Source organism: Paraburkholderia bryophila (assembly GCF_003269035.1).
Lineage (GTDB): Bacteria > Pseudomonadota > Gammaproteobacteria > Burkholderiales > Burkholderiaceae > Paraburkholderia > Paraburkholderia bryophila.
In genome coordinates this window covers 38,988-54,458 of the sequence record NZ_QLTK01000041.1, presented here as the reverse complement: position 1 = coordinate 54,458, position 15,471 = coordinate 38,988, and the positions used below count along the sequence as shown (strand labels likewise).

12 protein-coding genes and 1 pseudogene are annotated in these 15,471 nt (G+C 63.0%); 7 read left to right on the top strand and 6 right to left on the bottom strand.

Annotation, left to right across the window (positions count from 1 at the left end; genetic code table 11):
* Positions 1 to 135: 135 nt before the first annotated feature.
* Positions 136 to 462 (top strand): annotated as a pseudogene (locus tag BX591_RS33230) (NADP oxidoreductase coenzyme); the annotation flags it as partial.
* Positions 463 to 558: 96 nt separating this feature from the next.
* Here BX591_RS33230 and BX591_RS33225 read toward each other — a convergent pair.
* The 3 genes from BX591_RS33225 to BX591_RS33215 form a co-directional block, all read right to left on the bottom strand.
* Positions 559 to 2,781, bottom strand: coding sequence for an OsmC domain/YcaO domain-containing protein (locus BX591_RS33225; RefSeq protein WP_111935548.1), 2,223 nt, complete (start codon positions 2,779 to 2,781; stop codon positions 559 to 561).
* Positions 2,782 to 2,947: 166 nt separating this feature from the next.
* Positions 2,948 to 3,394: a type II 3-dehydroquinate dehydratase gene (locus tag BX591_RS33220; RefSeq protein WP_111935547.1), complete on the bottom strand. Its 447-nt coding sequence runs from the start codon at positions 3,392 to 3,394 to the stop codon at positions 2,948 to 2,950.
* Positions 3,395 to 3,398: 4 nt separating this feature from the next.
* On the bottom strand, positions 3,399 to 4,682 hold the full coding sequence (locus tag BX591_RS33215; protein ID WP_111935552.1) for an MFS transporter: 1,284 nt from the start codon (positions 4,680 to 4,682) through the stop codon (positions 3,399 to 3,401).
* 188 nt (positions 4,683 to 4,870) lie between these two features.
* Between BX591_RS33215 and BX591_RS33210 the strand changes: the two genes are divergently transcribed.
* On the top strand, positions 4,871 to 5,656 hold the full coding sequence (locus BX591_RS33210; RefSeq protein ID WP_111935546.1) for an IclR family transcriptional regulator: 786 nt from the start codon (positions 4,871 to 4,873) through the stop codon (positions 5,654 to 5,656).
* Positions 5,657 to 5,725: 69 nt separating this feature from the next.
* Here the strand turns inward: BX591_RS33210 and BX591_RS33205 are convergent, their stop codons facing one another.
* Complete coding sequence (locus BX591_RS33205; RefSeq protein ID WP_111935545.1) at positions 5,726 to 7,171, bottom strand: N-acyl-D-amino-acid deacylase family protein; 1,446 nt, start codon at positions 7,169 to 7,171, stop codon at positions 5,726 to 5,728.
* Between the two features lie 48 nt (positions 7,172 to 7,219).
* Positions 7,220 to 8,518 (bottom strand): D-amino acid dehydrogenase, encoded by a 1,299-nt coding sequence (locus tag BX591_RS33200; RefSeq protein WP_111935544.1) that lies wholly within the window; start codon positions 8,516 to 8,518, stop codon positions 7,220 to 7,222.
* A gap of 318 nt (positions 8,519 to 8,836) precedes the next feature.
* Here BX591_RS33200 and BX591_RS33195 point away from each other — a divergent pair, with 318 nt between their 5' ends.
* The 3 genes from BX591_RS33195 (at position 8,837) to BX591_RS33185 (ending at position 12,104) form a co-directional block, all read left to right on the top strand.
* Positions 8,837 to 9,751, top strand: a complete 915-nt coding sequence (locus tag BX591_RS33195) for an ornithine cyclodeaminase family protein (RefSeq protein ID WP_111935543.1) — start codon at positions 8,837 to 8,839, stop codon at positions 9,749 to 9,751.
* Between the two features lie 31 nt (positions 9,752 to 9,782).
* Positions 9,783 to 11,006 carry an MFS transporter gene (locus tag BX591_RS33190; RefSeq protein WP_111935542.1) on the top strand — a complete coding sequence of 408 codons (1,224 nt, stop codon included), beginning with the start codon at positions 9,783 to 9,785 and terminating at the stop codon, positions 11,004 to 11,006.
* A gap of 144 nt (positions 11,007 to 11,150) precedes the next feature.
* The gene (locus BX591_RS33185; RefSeq protein WP_111935541.1) at positions 11,151 to 12,104 is read left to right on the top strand and encodes a LysR family transcriptional regulator; all 954 of its coding nucleotides are present in this window, start codon (positions 11,151 to 11,153) and stop codon (positions 12,102 to 12,104) included.
* 82 nt (positions 12,105 to 12,186) lie between these two features.
* On the opposite strand, the gene BX591_RS33180 is transcribed toward BX591_RS33185, so the two are convergent.
* Entirely contained in the window at positions 12,187 to 13,182 is a 996-nt protein-coding gene (locus BX591_RS33180) for an LLM class flavin-dependent oxidoreductase (RefSeq protein ID WP_111935551.1), read from the bottom strand.
* Positions 13,183 to 13,478: 296 nt separating this feature from the next.
* Between BX591_RS33180 and BX591_RS33175 the strand changes: the two genes are divergently transcribed.
* Both BX591_RS33175 and BX591_RS33170 read left to right on the top strand, forming a co-directional pair.
* Positions 13,479 to 14,558, top strand: coding sequence for an LLM class flavin-dependent oxidoreductase (locus BX591_RS33175; RefSeq protein ID WP_111935540.1), 1,080 nt, complete (start codon positions 13,479 to 13,481; stop codon positions 14,556 to 14,558).
* Between the two features lie 11 nt (positions 14,559 to 14,569).
* Positions 14,570 to 15,394: a class II aldolase/adducin family protein gene (locus BX591_RS33170; RefSeq protein ID WP_111935539.1), complete on the top strand. Its 825-nt coding sequence runs from the start codon at positions 14,570 to 14,572 to the stop codon at positions 15,392 to 15,394.
* The last annotated feature ends 77 nt before the right edge of the window (positions 15,395 to 15,471 follow it).

Below are 15,471 nucleotides of genomic sequence, written 5' to 3'. Positions count from 1 at the left end.
ATCTCACGCGAGTGCTGAGAATCCTGGGCTTTAAAAAGACAATGAAGGCGATGCGGCTGGTGGGTGCGTGAGAACCCCTTTAGGCCCTGAAAAAAAGCCATAAACTCGTCTGGAACGCGTTGGAGAGGCTCGCACTACGGCGTGCCGCCTGAGGCGTTGCTGGAGGGGCAACCTTCTTCCAGGGCCGTCGCGCAAGCCTTCACTGGCGCTCGACTGGTCAAGGGCTTCAATCATTTGGGCGCGACTGTCCTTGGCCAGGATCCTGCCGTACAGGGTGGCAGGAGAGTCGTGTTCCTCGCGAGCGACGATGACGGCGCCGCGGCCGAGATTGGCGCGCTCGCGGAAAATCTCGGCTTCTCGCCGATTCAACTCGGCGGCCTTTCCGAAGGCGGACTGCTTGTGCACGGTCGTGGAAACAGCTGGGGTCACCTGATCTTCAAGGACTTGATCAAGTTCGACTGATGAGTCGTGGTCGCCAGTTTCGACGCGATCCGCAGGCGTTTCACATTTTGAGCGGGGATGAACGGCATTATCGCGTTCATCCCCCGACTCTCGACCTTACTTCCCCGCGCCCGCCGCGCCCGCCGCACCCGCCGCATGAGCCCGCGCCGTATGCAGCTTTCTATAACTGTCGATCAACCGATGGTGCCGATCCAGCCCCTCCAGTTTCATACTCGTCGGCGTCAAACCATGGAACCGCACGCTGCCGTCCACCGACCCCATTACCGCGTCCATCCTTGCGTCACCAAACATCCGGCGGAAGTTGACCTCGTAGTCGTCCATTTCGAGTTCGTCGTCGAGCATCACCTCCAGCACCACGTTCAACGCCTGGTAAAACAATCCGCGCTCGACGGTGTTGTCGTTGTACTGCAGGAAGGCGCCCACCAGTTCTTGCGCCGCCTCGAATTGCTGCAAGGCGAGATTGATCAGCAGCTTCAACTCGATAACGGTGAGCTGCCCCCACTCCGTATTCTCGTCAAACTCGATGCCGATCAACGTGGCGATATCGGAGTACTCGTCCAGCTCGCTGTTTTCCATCCGCTCAAGCAGGGCGGCCAGGGCGGCATCGTCCAGACGATGCAGGTTCAGGATATCGGCACGGAACAGCAGCGACTTGTTCGTGTTATCCCAGATCAAATCGTCTATCGGATACACCTCGGAATAACCCGGTACCAGAATCCGGCAAGCGACGGCGCCCAACTGGTCATATACCGCCGTATACACTTCCTTGCCCATCTCTTCGAGAATGCCGAACAAGGTTGCCGCTTCCTCGGCATTGGAGTTTTCGCCCTGGCCGGAGAAATCCCATTCGACGAACTCGAAATTCGCTTTCGCGCTGAAAAAGCGCCACGACACCACACCGCTCGAATCGATGAAGTGCTCGACAAAGTTATTCGGTTCAGTCACGGCGTTACTGACGAAGGTGGGCTGAGGTAAATCGTTCAGGCCTTCAAAACTGCGTCCCTGCAGCAACTCCGTCAGACTCCGTTCCAGCGCCACCTCGAAGCTCGGGTGAGCGCCGAACGACGCAAAAACACCGCCGGTGCGCGGGTTCATCAACGTGACGCACATCAGCGGATAGACCCCGCCCAGCGACGCATCCTTCACCAGCACAGGGAAACCTTGCTCTTCCAGGCCCTTGATCCCGGCCAGAATGCCGGGGTATTTCGCCAGCACTTCCTGCGGGACATCCGGGAGTGCGATTTCACCTTCCAGAATTTCACGCTTCACTGCCCGTTCGAAAATCTCGGACAGACATTGCACCTGCGCTTCGGCGAGCGTATTGCCGGCACTCATGCCATTGCTGACGTACAGGTTCTCGATCAGGTTCGACGGAAAGTACACCACTTCACCGTCCGACTGCCGCACGAACGGGAGCGAACAGATACCGCGCGCCACATTGCCGGAATTGGTGTCGTACAGATGCGAGCCGCGCAATTCGCCGTCGGGATCATAAATTTCCCGGCAATACTCATCCAGAATCTCAGGCGGCAGCGCGTCCTTTCGGCCGGGCTTGAACCAGCGTTCGTTCGGGTAATGGACGAACGCCGCATTGGCGATGTCTTCACCCCAAAATGCAGCACCATAAAAATGGTTGCAGTTCAGGCGCTCGATAAACTCGCCCAATGCCGACGCCAACGCGCTTTCCTTGGTCGATCCCTTGCCATTGGTAAAACACATGGGCGAGTGCGCGTCGCGAATATGCAGCGACCACACATTCGGAACGATATTGCGCCACGAAGCAATTTCAATCTTCATGCCCAGGCCCGCCAGCAGGCCCGACATATTGGCGATGGTTTGCTCCAGCGGCAAATCCTTGCCCGGAATATAGGTGCTCGCATCTGAAGCCGGGTTCAGCGTCAGCAAGGCCTGAGCATCGGCATCCAGGTTTTCCACTTCTTCAATGACAAACTCGGGCCCGGCTTGCACCACTTTCTTCACGGTGCAACGGTCGATAAAGCGCAAAATGCCCCGGCGGTCCGTTTCCGAAATATCCGGCGGTAATTCAACCTGAATCTTGAAAATCTGCTGATAACGATTTTCCGGATCGACAATATTATTCTGCGAAAGGCGGATGTTTTCCGTGGGAATATTGCGATTTACGCAGTACAACTTCACGAAGTAAGCGGCGCACAGGGCCGACGAAGCCAGAAAATAATCGAACGGACCCGGTGCCGAGCCGTCGCCTTTATAACGGATAGGCTGGTCGGCTATGACCGTGAAGTCATCGAACTTGGCCTCGAGACGTAGCTTGTCGAGGAAGTTGACTTTAATTTCCATGGGGGAATCCTGAATGGTGCATCAAATGACGATGCCGCCATTATCCTTCACCCGCTCCAGTTGCTGTTGCAGATCGCTCGGATTGCTGGCGGCGAGCAGCGAAGCGCGGTGGACGGGGGCGGCTGGAAGGCAGTCCCCCGCGTGCTTCAAAAATGGAGAAACCCCCTCAAGCCGGCTTGCCCCACAGATCGTCGACCGCGCGGATCGCCAGCAGATATCCGTTCGCGCCTGCCCCGCAGATCACCGCCGTGGCCGCCACCGAGATCGTCGAATGACGATACTCTTCCGAACGCTTGTGGATGTTGGTGATATGCAATTCCACCACCGGCCGTTGGATGAGCTTGACCGCGTCGAGCACCGGAATCCGACCGAACGAAAAGCCGGCTGGATTGATGATCAGCGCGGCGTCCTGCAGGAACGCTTCCTGGATCCAGTCGATCAGCGCGCTTTCGCTGTTGGTCTGACGGAAGACGCAATCGAACTCGAGCGTGCCGGCGAGCGTCAGGCAGTTCTGTTCGATGTCCTTCAGCGTGGTGCTGCCGTAAATGTGAGGCTCCCTGACGCCCAGCATGTTCAGATTGGAGCCATTGAGGATGTAGAGTTTTCGAGTCATGGTTTCAATGTGTGGAGGAGCGTTCCAGGACCGTGCCGCGGGTTTCCCGGGATACCGCGATCATGAGCAGGGAGAGCAGATTCAGCGAGCCGCACACCGCCACGATGGCCCACGGGGAACCGTGAAAGGCATTGAGCAACGCCACGGCGACAATCGGCATGGGCCCGCCGGTGAGCAGGTTGGCTCCCGAGTACGAGAGGGCGGACCCCGTGTAGCGCGCCTCGGTGGGAAAGGACTCGGCGAACCAGACCGGCTGGATGCCACTCTGGAACTGGGTGAAGCCGAGGAACGCGCCCATCACGGCCATTGTCGCGGCGATCGAGTTCTGGTCGAGAATCGGAAAGTAGATCAGGCAGCAGATTAGCGTGCAGAACGAGCCGATCATCAGCGCGCGTTTACGCCCGATCCGATCGCTCAGATAGCCACCCGCCAGCGCGCCCACGATGGCGCAGACATTGGCAATCATCAACAGCATGAAACCGGTCTGCCTGGGCACGCCGAGGTGCCGGGTCAGATAGCTGAGCGAGAAAACCACGATCAGATAAAACAGCGCGGCCGGTCCGCAAAAGAACAGCGTCAGGCGAAGCGCGGTGCGCCAGTGGTACCTGAAGACGATCCCGAGCGGATTGGCGGAGCGTACGCGTGCGCCACTTTTATTGAGCGCCTCGAATGCGGGCGTCTCACTGACCTTCCTGCGGATGTAGATCCCGAGTAGCACCAGGACGAAGCTCGCGAGGAAAGGAATTCGCCATCCCCAGGCATCGAAGTCGTCCGATGAGAGCAGGGCGGACAGCGTGAAAAGTGCAAAGTTGGCGAGAATCTGGCTGAGCGGAGAACAGATGCCGAGCAGGCCCGAATACCATCCGCGCCGTGCTGCGCAAGCATGCTCCACGGCCATCAATTGGGCGCCGGTCGATTCCCCGCCGAGCGCGAAACCCTGCACGATTCGTAACAGGACCAGCAGCGTCGGCGCGAGGATGCCAACCTGGTGATAGGTGGGCAGCAGGCCCATCAGGAACGACGACGCACCCATCACCGAGACGGTAATCAGCATCAGTTTCCGGCGTCCCCAACGGTCGCCGAGCATCCCGCAGATCACTGCGCCCAGCGGGCGGGCGGCGAGCCCGGCCCAGAAACTCGCCAGCGAAGCGAGTAGCGCGGCGGTCGGGTCGAGCGACGGGAAAAACAGCTTCGGGAAGATCGTGGCCGCGACCACGCCATACAGCGCGAAGTCGAACCATTCGAGCGCTGTACCGACGGTCGCGCCGGCCACCGCGCGACGCGCCATCAGGTGGGCCTGCGCGGAGCGCTCTTCCGCGGCGAGGTCTGAGTCTGCAAAAAATGACATGTCGTCTCCTGAGTTCTCGATATGGTGAAACGTTCGTTTCTGGCGACGAACAAGTGCTATTGTTTGCGCTGCAAGGAACGGACGTTCCATACCGGAACTGCATTTCATATCGTAGTAAATGGCGAGACATGTCGCTCAAAAACGGCCTGAGAATTCTCGATTTGCTGGCGTCGCAAGGTGAAGGCGCAGGCCTCGTGGCCATTGCCGACGCCTTGTCTCTGCCGCGCAGCACGTGCCACCGCGTGCTCACCGAACTCGTTGAAAGCGGGTATGTCCGGCAACTGGTCGAGCACAGCCGCTACATCCTGACCATGCGCATGACCTCGAACGGGCTCGAATTCCTGAGCCTGACGGGTATCGCCGATATCGCCCAGCCGATCATCGAACGCGTGGCCGCGCAGACCGGTGAACTGGCACGGCTGTCGCTGGCGGACGGCGAGGCGATTATCTGGGTGGGTAAGGCGGACGGACAGCGCATCGGCTTTCGCTACGATCCCGACATGGGGCAGGCCGCCCGACTTTCATGCACGTCGACCGGACACGCGTGGCTCATGACAATGACCGACGAACAGGCGATCGCACTCGTGTTGAAGCAGGGCTTCGGACAGCCGAACGAGTTCGGACCCAATGCGCCGACCACGATCAAGGCGCTGCTGGGTTTCCTGCACGCTGCGCGCGTGCGCGGCTACGCGATGATCGACGAGGTGTTTGCTCCGCGCATGTCAGCGGTGGCGACGCCCGTGGTAAGCGGCTCGCGCTGCGTCGGCGTAATCAGTCTGGCCGGCCCGCGAACGCGCCTGACCGTCGAGAGGATTCACGAGTACTCGGTACTGCTGCGCGAGGCGGCGAACGAGCTTGCCCAGTTGAGCAATATGGCGGGATTCCCCGGTCGGCCACCGCTCGGCAAGGGATGAGACGACGCCGGACTCACGCTCCACGCGCGGTGAAACCGGTCTGCCAGGGCCGATGACACGCTCGTCAATCTAGCGACCCACCCGGCGAATCACCTCGCCCGCATGCACATTCACCGGCATCCCATCCCGGTAAGCAAACTCGCCGTTCACGAGCACCGCGTCGATGCCGCTGCTCGCCCGCGTCGGGTGCTCGAAGGTCGCGTGATCGGCAATGCGCTGTGCGTCGAACACGACGAGGTCGGCGCAGTAGCCCGGCGCGATCTTCCCGCGACCTGCCAGGCCGAAGCGTCGCGCGCTCAGCGCGGTCATCTTGTGGATCGCGGTTTCGAGCGTGAACAGGCGGCGCTCGCGTGTGTAGTGGCCGAGCACGCGTGGGAAGGTGCCCCACAGGCGCGGATGCGGCTGCGCGTCGTGCGCGAGGCCGTCCGATCCGATCATGCTCATGGGATGCGCGAGAATGCGCGACACGTCGTCCTCGCTCATCGCGAAGTAGATCGCGCCGGCCGGCGTCAACGAGGCCGCGAGCGCTTCCGGATCGACGTTGCGGGCCTTCGCGAGCGTGAACAGCGAATGGCCCGCGGCAGTCGGGTCCGCTTTCGACCAGGTCACCAGCACCTCATCGGACTGTTTGACGCGTGCCGGCAACAGCATCGTCGACGAGGCGTTATTCGGGTAGCAGTCGAAACAGACGGACTGATGCGCGGACGCCGCGTCGAGCATCGCGAGCGTCTTGGTGGAATGGCCATGATTATTGCGGCCGATGATCTTGTGATGCGATACGACCGTATCGATAGCGAGGGCGCGGCCGATCTGCAGCGCTTCACGCAGCGCGTCGTCGACGGCGTCGCTTTCGTCGCGCAGATGCATGGTCAGCACGCCGTTCGCGGCGCTCAGCGGCCGGCCGATGTCGATCACTTCCTGGGCGCTGGCCGCGCGAGTGGGCGGATAGTAGAGCCCGGTCGACATGCCGATCGCACCCGCTTCCAGCGCCTCGTCCAGGTCGCGCGACATGCGGGCAATCTCCTCGCGCGTCGCGCTCCGGTCGAGGTTCGCCATGTGCCGTGCGCGCAGTGTCGTGTGGCCGACGAGGCAGGCCGCGTTGAGTGCGGGCCGTGCGTCGTCGAGCGCATCGAGGTAATCGGCGAAGCGTGAGAAACGCCAGATATCGTCGCCGAGCAGACTGAGCGGCGCGGGCGGGTCGCGCATCACGAGCGGCGCGAGACTGATGCCGCAATTTCCGGTGACGACCGTCGTCACGCCTTGCGACAGCTTGGGATGCGGACCGTCGACCGGCTCCAGCAGCAGTTGATCGTCGTGCGTATGCACGTCGATGAAGCCGGGCGCGACGATCCGTTCGCGGGCATCGACACGCTGCCTCGCCGGCACTTCGCGCAGGTCGCCGAGCCGCGTAATACGTCCGCCTTCCACACCGACATCGCACGCCTCGCGCGGCGCACCCGTACCGTCGATTACCGTACCGTTTTCAATGATCAGATCCAGCATTTTGTCAGTCATGCGCGTGTCTCGATGGGCTTGAGGGGGGGCGGCGCGAAGCGTCGACCATTATGACGGCGACGAGTGCGCCACTGTTTCCAGCTCGCGCACGGCGTCGCGGTTCGCGAGCTGATACGGCCGCAAATCGAGCTTGCCCGCACGGCCGCGGATCGCGTCGGTGACCAGCGCGGCGCTGGCGCCGGCCAGCGTGAAGCCGAGCGAACCCTGGCCCGTGTTGAGCCAGAGATTGGCGAGCGGCGTGGCGCCGAGTAGCGGTTTGCTGTCGGGCGTCGCCGGACGGCAACCCGTCCATGCGCGCGCCGACGAGAAATCGCCGCCGTTCGGCATGGTGGCCTGTGCCTGCGAGGTCAGCAGACGAATCCGCGCCTCATCCTCACGCGAACCTGCCGGCGTCATATCGACCATGCCGGCGACGCGCAATTGCTGCCCAAGTCTCGCGTACACCACCTTGTGATGAAGGTCGGTGACGCTGACCTGGGGCGCCACGTGATGGTCGTCGACCGGCATCGTCAGGCTGTAGCCCTTGAGCGGATAAATGGGCAGGCGGATGCCAAGCGGCCTGACGAGCGCGGCGCTGTCGTTGCCCAGCGCGACCACGTACGCGTCGGCGGCAAGGTCGCCTTGCGAGGTGCGCGCCGCGACAATCTCGCGGCCTTCGCGCCGCAGGCCGCGCACGGACGTTCCGCAGACGAACTGCACGCCGTATTTCGCGGCGGCCACGCGGGCCAGCTCGCGCGTGAACAGGTAGCAGTCGCCGGTTTCCTCGGACGCCGTGTAAATGCCGCCGGCGAGTTTGTGCCGCAGCGAGTCCAGTGCCGGCTCGGTATCGATGCACGACGCTGCGTCGAGCGCGGTGTGTTGCGCGCCGAAACGCGCCTGAAGCTCCATCTGCCGGCGCGCACCGTCGAAGTCATGGCGATTACGGTAGACCACCAGCTTGCCGCTCGCGCGGAAGGCGAACTCCAGTTGTTCCGCCTGCATCAGCTCGTGCATGACATCGCGGCTGTACGCGCCGAGTTGCAGCAGTTCGATGGTCGTGCGCCGGCTGCGTGCCGTCGTGCAATTGAACAGGAACGCCGCGCACCAGTGCCATTGCGCGAGACTCAGGCGCGGCTGGAAACGTAACGGCGCGGTCCGGCTCAGCAGCCATTGCGGCAGGTTGCCCGGCACCGACGGCCCGGCAAGCGGCGTCACGTAGCTGTAGCTGAGCTGGCCGCCGTTGGCGAAGCTCGTTTCCAGGCCGGGTTGCGGATGCTGTTCGATGACGGTGACGCGCCATCCTTCGCGCGCCAGATAGTAGGCGGTCGTTACGCCGACGACACCACCACCGAGAACACAGACATGCATGACAGGTTGGTCCGAAGAGTAATTGCAGGGAGGGCGCCGGTGACGGCCCACGCGTGTTGTGCACGGCACCTCGTCAGTATGGGAACGCCGCCTTCCGGTCGCAATTGAGAAAACGAGCGCGGGTATAACCTGGAGTTAACACGCGTTGGCCCGAGCTCGTGGGCTTGAGAGCTTGCGAAAGTTGGCGTCATCGAAGGGTTAACAGCGGGGTTAACGGCAGGTTATGCCCGGCAAAAAAAATGCATTAGACGGGTCAATTTGGGCGGCAAACAATTCGCCTCGTGCTAAAGCCGATCAATGACAATTCGACCATTCGCCATGAAACTGATTACCGATGAGCAGGTTCGCCAAGTCCTGACGATGCGCGAGAGCAGGGAGGTGGTGCGCGGCGCTTTTCTCGACACGGCGTATGAACGGGCCGCTACGCTGCCACGAAGCCGGGTCCATCTCGACCACCTTACGCTCAGCGTGATGGGCGGTATCGTTCCCGACGCGCACGTGTCGGGCGCGAAGATTTATTCGACGCACGCCGGTCGCTTCGATTTCGTGGTTGTCCTGTTCGATACGAACGACGGCCGGTTTCTCGCGACCATCCAGGGCAATGCGCTGACCGAATTCCGCACGGCGGCGACGACCGCCGTTGCGGTCGAAGCCCAACTGCCTCCCGGCGCTCACACGCTGACGGTCTTCGGGGCAGGCGTTCAGGCGCGCGCCCATCTCGCGGCGCTGCTCGAACTGGGCATGTTTCGACGCGTGTTCATCGTGAGTCCGGGCGATGGCGAAGCGCTGGCCGCCAGCCTCGCCGAGACTCACCCCGATCTCGAGATCGCTACGAGCGACGCGCCGGCCGCGGTTTCACAAGCCGACGTGCTGATCACCTGCACGCGTAGCGAAACGCCGCTGTTCGACGGCCGTCTGTTGAAGCCCGACGTTTTTGTCGCCGCGATCGGTTCGAGCAAGCCGCGCACGCGGGAAATCGACGACGTCACGTTGCAACGGGCAAGCCGCATCGTCGTCGAGCATAAGGAGCAGGCAAGGAAAGAAGCGGGCGATCTGCTGATGGCGAAACACGGCACGATCGACTGGGACAGCGTGGTCGAACTCGGTCAGGTGCTGGCTGCGAGCGACGGGGCCGTTCAACGCAGAACGGGTATCACCGTCTACAAGTCGGTGGGGATCGGTCTCGTCGACGTGGCATTGTCGGCGCTGGTGTATCGCAAAGCAGACCGGTGAATCGAACCACGACCGCGAGGCGGGACTCGATATGGACACAACGTTTTCAAGGAAGCAGAAGACGGCCGCTTTGACGAGCCTCTTCATTGCGTGGGCAGCCGGTTACGCGGATCGCATCCTGATCAGCACCGCCATCATTCCGATCCGGGCGGAGTTCAACCTCGACGCGCGCCAGGCCGGCATCGTGCTGAGCGCGTTTTACTTCAGCTATGCGATCACGCAATTGATCGGCGGCTGGCTGTCCGACAAGATCGGTTCGCGGATCGTGGTGGTGGGTTGCGTGGCGTCCTGGTCGTTCTTCACGGGCGCGACTGGGGTGGCCTGGTCGTTTGCTTCGCTGGTCGCGATCCGTCTGCTGTTCGGCATTGGAGAGGGCGCGTTCTCGCCGGCGAGTTCGGTGACGATCGCCGAAGTGTTTCCACGCAAGGAACGCGCGCGCGCCAAGTCGCTGCTGATTTCGACGACCTTCCTCGGTAACGCGTTGGGCTCCGGGCTCATCGGTTTGACCGTGGCGCGTTTCGGCTGGCGCAGTTCGTTCACGATGCTGGCGGTGATGGGTCTGATCGTCGCGGCGATTCTCTGGGCCTCGTTGCGCAGCGGCATGAAAGGGCAGCGGGCGCGCAATGCCAATCGTCATCGCACGCTGTGGGGGCCGTTGCTGCGCATGCCCGCGGCGTGGAAGATCGCGGCCATCTGGTTCTTCGCCAGCGTGCTCTATGTCGGGGTGACGTCGTGGATGCCGTCCTACCTGATGCACACGTATCACATCGATCTCGCGCACACCGGCATGGCCGTCGCCATTCCGAACCTGCTTGCGTTCATCGGCACCAACGCGGTGGGTTATCTGCTCGACCGGCGCGCCAGGGGACACGAGCGTGCGTTCATGATCGGCGGCGCGCTCGTGAGCGCGCTCTCTATCGCGTTGATGATCAACACCACCAGCATGACGTTGTTGATGGTTTATCTCACCGTCTGTCTGCTTGCGTTCAACTTCGTCTATGCCTCGGTCTTCGCGATGCCGTTGCGCTACTTCCCGGAACATCTGATCGGCAGCGCGACCGGCTTGATGAATTTCGGCGGCCAGATGGGCGCCACGCTCGCACCGATCGCGATGGGCGCGCTGATCAATGCGTCCGGCGGCGCGTATATCTCGGCGTTCTGGCTGCTGATCGGCTCCGCAGTCGCCGGTGTGCTGGTCGCGGCGACGTGGGAGCCGCTTGAACCGCGCATGGGCGAAAGCGTGCAGCCGTCGTGAGCGAAACCAGCAGTGCGGCATCCGTGCCGCAAACATCGCGGGGATGTGGTGCGTGACGCTTGAGCTAAACTGGGTCCGGCATCCGTTGCTGAACAACCAGATGACCTCGCGACGGCGCCTTCCGGATGCCGCGCGAAGCCTGACATGCCGAAGCCTCTTTCTGTTTCGTCCACGACCATGCGTTTGCGCCACATCGAAGTTTTTCACGCTGTCATGCAGGCCGGCTCGCTTTCAGGGGCCGCCAGCCTCCTGAACATTTCGCAACCGGCGGCGAGCAAGATGCTGGCGCAGGCCGAGCACAGTCTCGGCGTGGCGCTGTTCAAGCGGCTGCCCAGCGGGCTGAAACCGACGCCCGAAGCAATGCTGCTGTTTCAGGAGACCAAGACGCTGCACGCGAGCCTGGATCGCGTCAGACATCTGGCGCGCAATCTGGCCTCGCATCCCGGCGGCATGCTTCGTATCGGTTGTATTCCGAGTCTCGGCTTGAGTCTCGTGCCGCGTGCGATCGCCGCTTTCACGCGACTCTGTCCCGATGTATCGATCGAGATTCGCACCGAAAACCAGCAGACCTTGTCGGCGCTGCTGCTGACGCAGGAAATCGACATCGGTATCGCGTTCGAACCGGTGGCGATGGCCGGCATCGCTATCGAAGAACTGGGGCGCGCGCGGGCCGTCCTGTTCGGCGCCGTTAGCGACTGGCCGGCCAAGGCGCCGGTCCACGTGCGCGAACTCGACCTGTCGAAGTGGATCAGCCTCGACTCCATGGATCCGCTCGGCTCGATCGTCAACGCGACGCTGGCCGGTTTCGACGAAGCCAGCCGCGTGCCCATGATCCAGGTCAAGACCTACTATCTGGCGCGCGCGCTGGTGGAGAGCGGTGTCGGCTTTACGATCATCGACGAATATACCGCGCAGTCGGCGGCCGACACGTTTGCCGTCAGGCAACTCGAGCCGGCGCTGTCAGTGGGCGTGTGCATGATGACCTCGATGAGCCATGCGGGCACGCAGGGACTCACGGTGTTCGTTCAGCAACTCGAGAAGCAATTGGCAAAAATTCAGTCATTGCAGGCCAGCGAACTTCGCGCGCAAGCGACATGAGCGAAGGCCTGAGCCTGCAACGCGCATGCAATAAAAAAGGGAGGCCGCCTGGCCTCCCTTTTTACATCTCACGCCGCCGCGATCACTCGGCGGCCGCCAACTCGTCACGGATCTGCGCGCCGATCTCGAACGAGCGCAGTCGCGCCGCGTGATCGTAAATCTGCGCGGTGAGCATCAACTCGTCCGCACCGGTTTGCGCGATCACCGACTTCAGCCCTTCGCGCACCGCGTCGCGATCGCCAATCACCGTACACGCGAGCGAATGGGCGACGTTGTTCAACTCCATCTCCGACGCCTGAAGCCGCTTGACCGGCGGCTGCAACTTGCCAGGCGTGCCGCGCCGCAAGTTGATGAACTGCTGCTGCAGCGACGTGAACAGACGCTGCGCTTCGTCGTTGCTATCCGCGGCGAACAGATTCACACCGACCATCGCGTGCGGTTTGTCGAGCGTGGCCGACGGCCGGAATTGCGCGCGATACATCTGCAGCGCGGTGAGCATGTAGTCGGGCGCGAAATGCGACGCGAACGCGAACGGCAAACCGAGTGAGGCGGCCAGTTGCGCACTGAACAGCGACGAGCCGAGCAGCCACAGCGGCACATGCAATCCGGCGCCCGGCACGGCCTGAATGCGCTGCCCAGGCACCGCGTCGGCGAAGTAGCGCTGCAACTCGACGACGTCGTCGGGGAACGAATCGGCGCTGTTCTGCAGATCGCGGCGCAATGCGCGGGCGGTGCTCTGATCGGTGCCGGGCGCGCGGCCCAGACCGAGGTCGATGCGCCCGGGGTAGAGCGACGCCAGCGTGCCGAACTGTTCCGCGATCACGAGCGGCGCATGGTTCGGCAGCATCACGCCGCCGGAACCGACACGGATCGTCTTCGTGCCGCCCGCGACATAGCCGATCACCACCGACGTCGCCGCACTGGCGATCCCGGTCATGTTGTGATGTTCCGCGAGCCAGAAGCGGCGGTAGTTCCATTTTTCCGCGTGCTGCGCGAGGTCGAGCGTGTTCCTGAAGGCATCCGCGGGCGTGGCGCCCGCGATGACCGGCGAGAGGTCGAGGACCGAGAAGGGGATCATTGTCTGTTGGTTTGCGGTTTCCGGCGCTTTCGCGCGATGGGGCATTCTCGCAAAGGTTCGGGTTTTCTGCTGACGGTGCGCGGAAGCCCACGTTAGTGGAGGGGTGTTTGCGGCTGGCTGCCGGGGACCGGACTTGGACCGGCACACCGTTACATGCAAAGCCGATATAGATATGGCCGATCAATATTTAACAAGCGCATGTCGCGCTGCTACCTTAAACCCCTCGAACCAAGCCATGTATCCAGCGTAACGCGCCACCGCCCCGCCGGGCAGACACCATTCCGGGAGCCCTCCACGTGTCCATCGAATTCATCGGCATGATCCAGACCCGCAAGGTGTCTGAAACGCACGCAGCGCAAGGTCCCGTGATCGACCTCGAGTATGTCGGGCAGTTCGCCCGCGCGCACGAAGACGCGGGTTTCGACCGGATCCTCGTGCCGCATCAGTCGACGAGTCCCGACGCGCTGCTGACCATCTCGCACGCCGCGAGCGTGACGCGCAACGTGCATTTCATGCTCGCGCACCGGCCGGGTTTTGTCGCGCCGACGCTGGCCGCGCGCCAACTGGCAACCCTCGATCACTATTCGCGCGGCCGCCTCGCGGTCCACATCATTTCCGGCGGCGACGATGCCGAGCAGCGCCGCGACGGCGATTTTCTGTCGCACGACGAACGCTATGCGCGCACCGACGAATATCTGCAGATACTGCGCCGTGTATGGACCGAAACGACACCGTTCGATCACCACGGCAAGTACTACCGCTTCGAACAGGGCTTCTCCGAAGTGAAGCCGCTGCAACAGCCGCACATTCCGGTGTATTTCGGCGGCGCGTCGGCGCCTGCACTCGAAATCGCCGGCCGTCACGCGGATGTCTACGCGCTGTGGGGCGAATCGAAGGCACAGGTGCGCGAGCAGGTGACGCGCGTGCGAGCCGAAGCGGCGAAGCATGGCCGCTCGGTGCGCTTCTCGGTGTCGTTCCGGCCGATTCTTGCGGCCACGGAAAGCGCGGCATGGGAGCGCGCGCACCATATCCTCGACGAAACCCGGCGGTTGCGCGCGGCGCAAGGGCTTGGCGTGGGCGGCCCGGCACAGAGCGAAGGCGCGCGGCGTTTGCTCGCGGCATCGGGGGAATCGGACCGCGTCGACGAACGCCTGTGGACGGGGGTAGCGAAAGAGATTGGCGGACGCTCGAATTCGACCGCGCTGGTCGGCACGCCCGAGCAGGTGGCCGACACGCTCGCCGAGTATTACGCGCTGGGCGTCACGACCTTTCTCGTGCGCGGCTTCGATCCGCTCGAAGACGCGATCGACTACGGCCGCGAGCTGATTCCCGCGACCCGTGAGCGCATTGCGCGTGTCGAACGCGTGGCGGCCTGAACGGAGCCGCGATGACCGACCTCTCTCACGCCACTGCCGCTGGGTTCGGCCGCACACTCGAACGCCACGCGCCGCTGCGCAAATTCTGGTTCGACGAGATTCCGCCGCGCGACAGCGTCGCGGCGGAACGTCGCCATCGGCAGGAACGCCTCGCCGTCGCGTTTCGTCTGTTCGCGCGCTACGGTTTCGATCAGGGTCTCGCCGGCCATATCACCGCACGCGACCCCGAGTGGACCGATCACTTCTGGGTCAATCCGTTCGGCAGGCATTTCAGCCGCATCCGCGTGTCCGATCTGCTGCTGGTGAATGCCGACGGCGAGATCGTGGTCGGCGAAGGCCCGCTCAATCAGGCCGCGTTCGCGATTCACGCGGCGATTCACGAAGCGCGTCCCGACGTGATCGCGGCGGCCCATACGCATTCGCTGTATGGCAAAGCGTGGTCGACGCTCGGCCGCACGCTCGATCCGCTCACCCAGGACTCGTGCGCGTTCTATCAGGATCACGCACTGTTCGACGATTTCCGCGGCGTCGTGCTCGATACGGATGAAGGCGCACGCATTGCGGCGGCGCTCGGCGAGCGCAAGGCGGTGATTCTGAAGAATCACGGCATCCTCACCGCGGGCCCGAGCGTGGAAGCGGCGGCGTGGTGGTACATCGGGCTGGACAACGCGTGTCATGCGCAATTGCTGGCCGAAGCCGCCGGTACACCGCAGGCCATCCCGCACGACATTGCCACGCTCACGCACGAACAGGTGGGCCGCCCCGGCGGCGCGCTGTTCGCTTTCGAGAGCCTGCTGGCGGGGCTGGTCGAAGCCGAGCCCGACGTGCTGGGTTGAGCGACAAAGGCCAAAGACCAAAGGCGAAAGGCGAAAGGCGAAAGGCGAAAGGCCACCTGCTAACCGTAGGACGCCAC

Bases quoted from the DNA above. Each gene is read 5' to 3' on its own strand.
- BX591_RS33225 (WP_111935548.1), bottom strand. From the start codon at position 2,781: ATGGAAATTAAAGTCAACTTCCTCGACAAGCTACGTCTCGAGGCCAAG.
- BX591_RS33220 (WP_111935547.1), bottom strand. From the start codon at position 3,394: ATGACTCGAAAACTCTACATCCTCAATGGCTCCAATCTGAACATGCTG.
- BX591_RS33215 (WP_111935552.1), bottom strand. From the start codon at position 4,682: ATGGCGCGTCGCGCGGTGGCCGGCGCGACCGTCGGTACAGCGCTCGAA.
- BX591_RS33210 (WP_111935546.1), top strand. From the start codon at position 4,871: ATGTCGCTCAAAAACGGCCTGAGAATTCTCGATTTGCTGGCGTCGCAA.
- BX591_RS33205 (WP_111935545.1), bottom strand. From the start codon at position 7,171: ATGACTGACAAAATGCTGGATCTGATCATTGAAAACGGTACGGTAATC.
- BX591_RS33200 (WP_111935544.1), bottom strand. From the start codon at position 8,518: ATGCATGTCTGTGTTCTCGGTGGTGGTGTCGTCGGCGTAACGACCGCC.
- BX591_RS33195 (WP_111935543.1), top strand. From the start codon at position 8,837: ATGAAACTGATTACCGATGAGCAGGTTCGCCAAGTCCTGACGATGCGC.
- BX591_RS33190 (WP_111935542.1), top strand. From the start codon at position 9,783: ATGGACACAACGTTTTCAAGGAAGCAGAAGACGGCCGCTTTGACGAGC.
- BX591_RS33185 (WP_111935541.1), top strand. From the start codon at position 11,151: ATGCCGAAGCCTCTTTCTGTTTCGTCCACGACCATGCGTTTGCGCCAC.
- BX591_RS33180 (WP_111935551.1), bottom strand. From the start codon at position 13,182: ATGATCCCCTTCTCGGTCCTCGACCTCTCGCCGGTCATCGCGGGCGCC.
- BX591_RS33170 (WP_111935539.1), top strand. From the start codon at position 14,570: ATGACCGACCTCTCTCACGCCACTGCCGCTGGGTTCGGCCGCACACTC.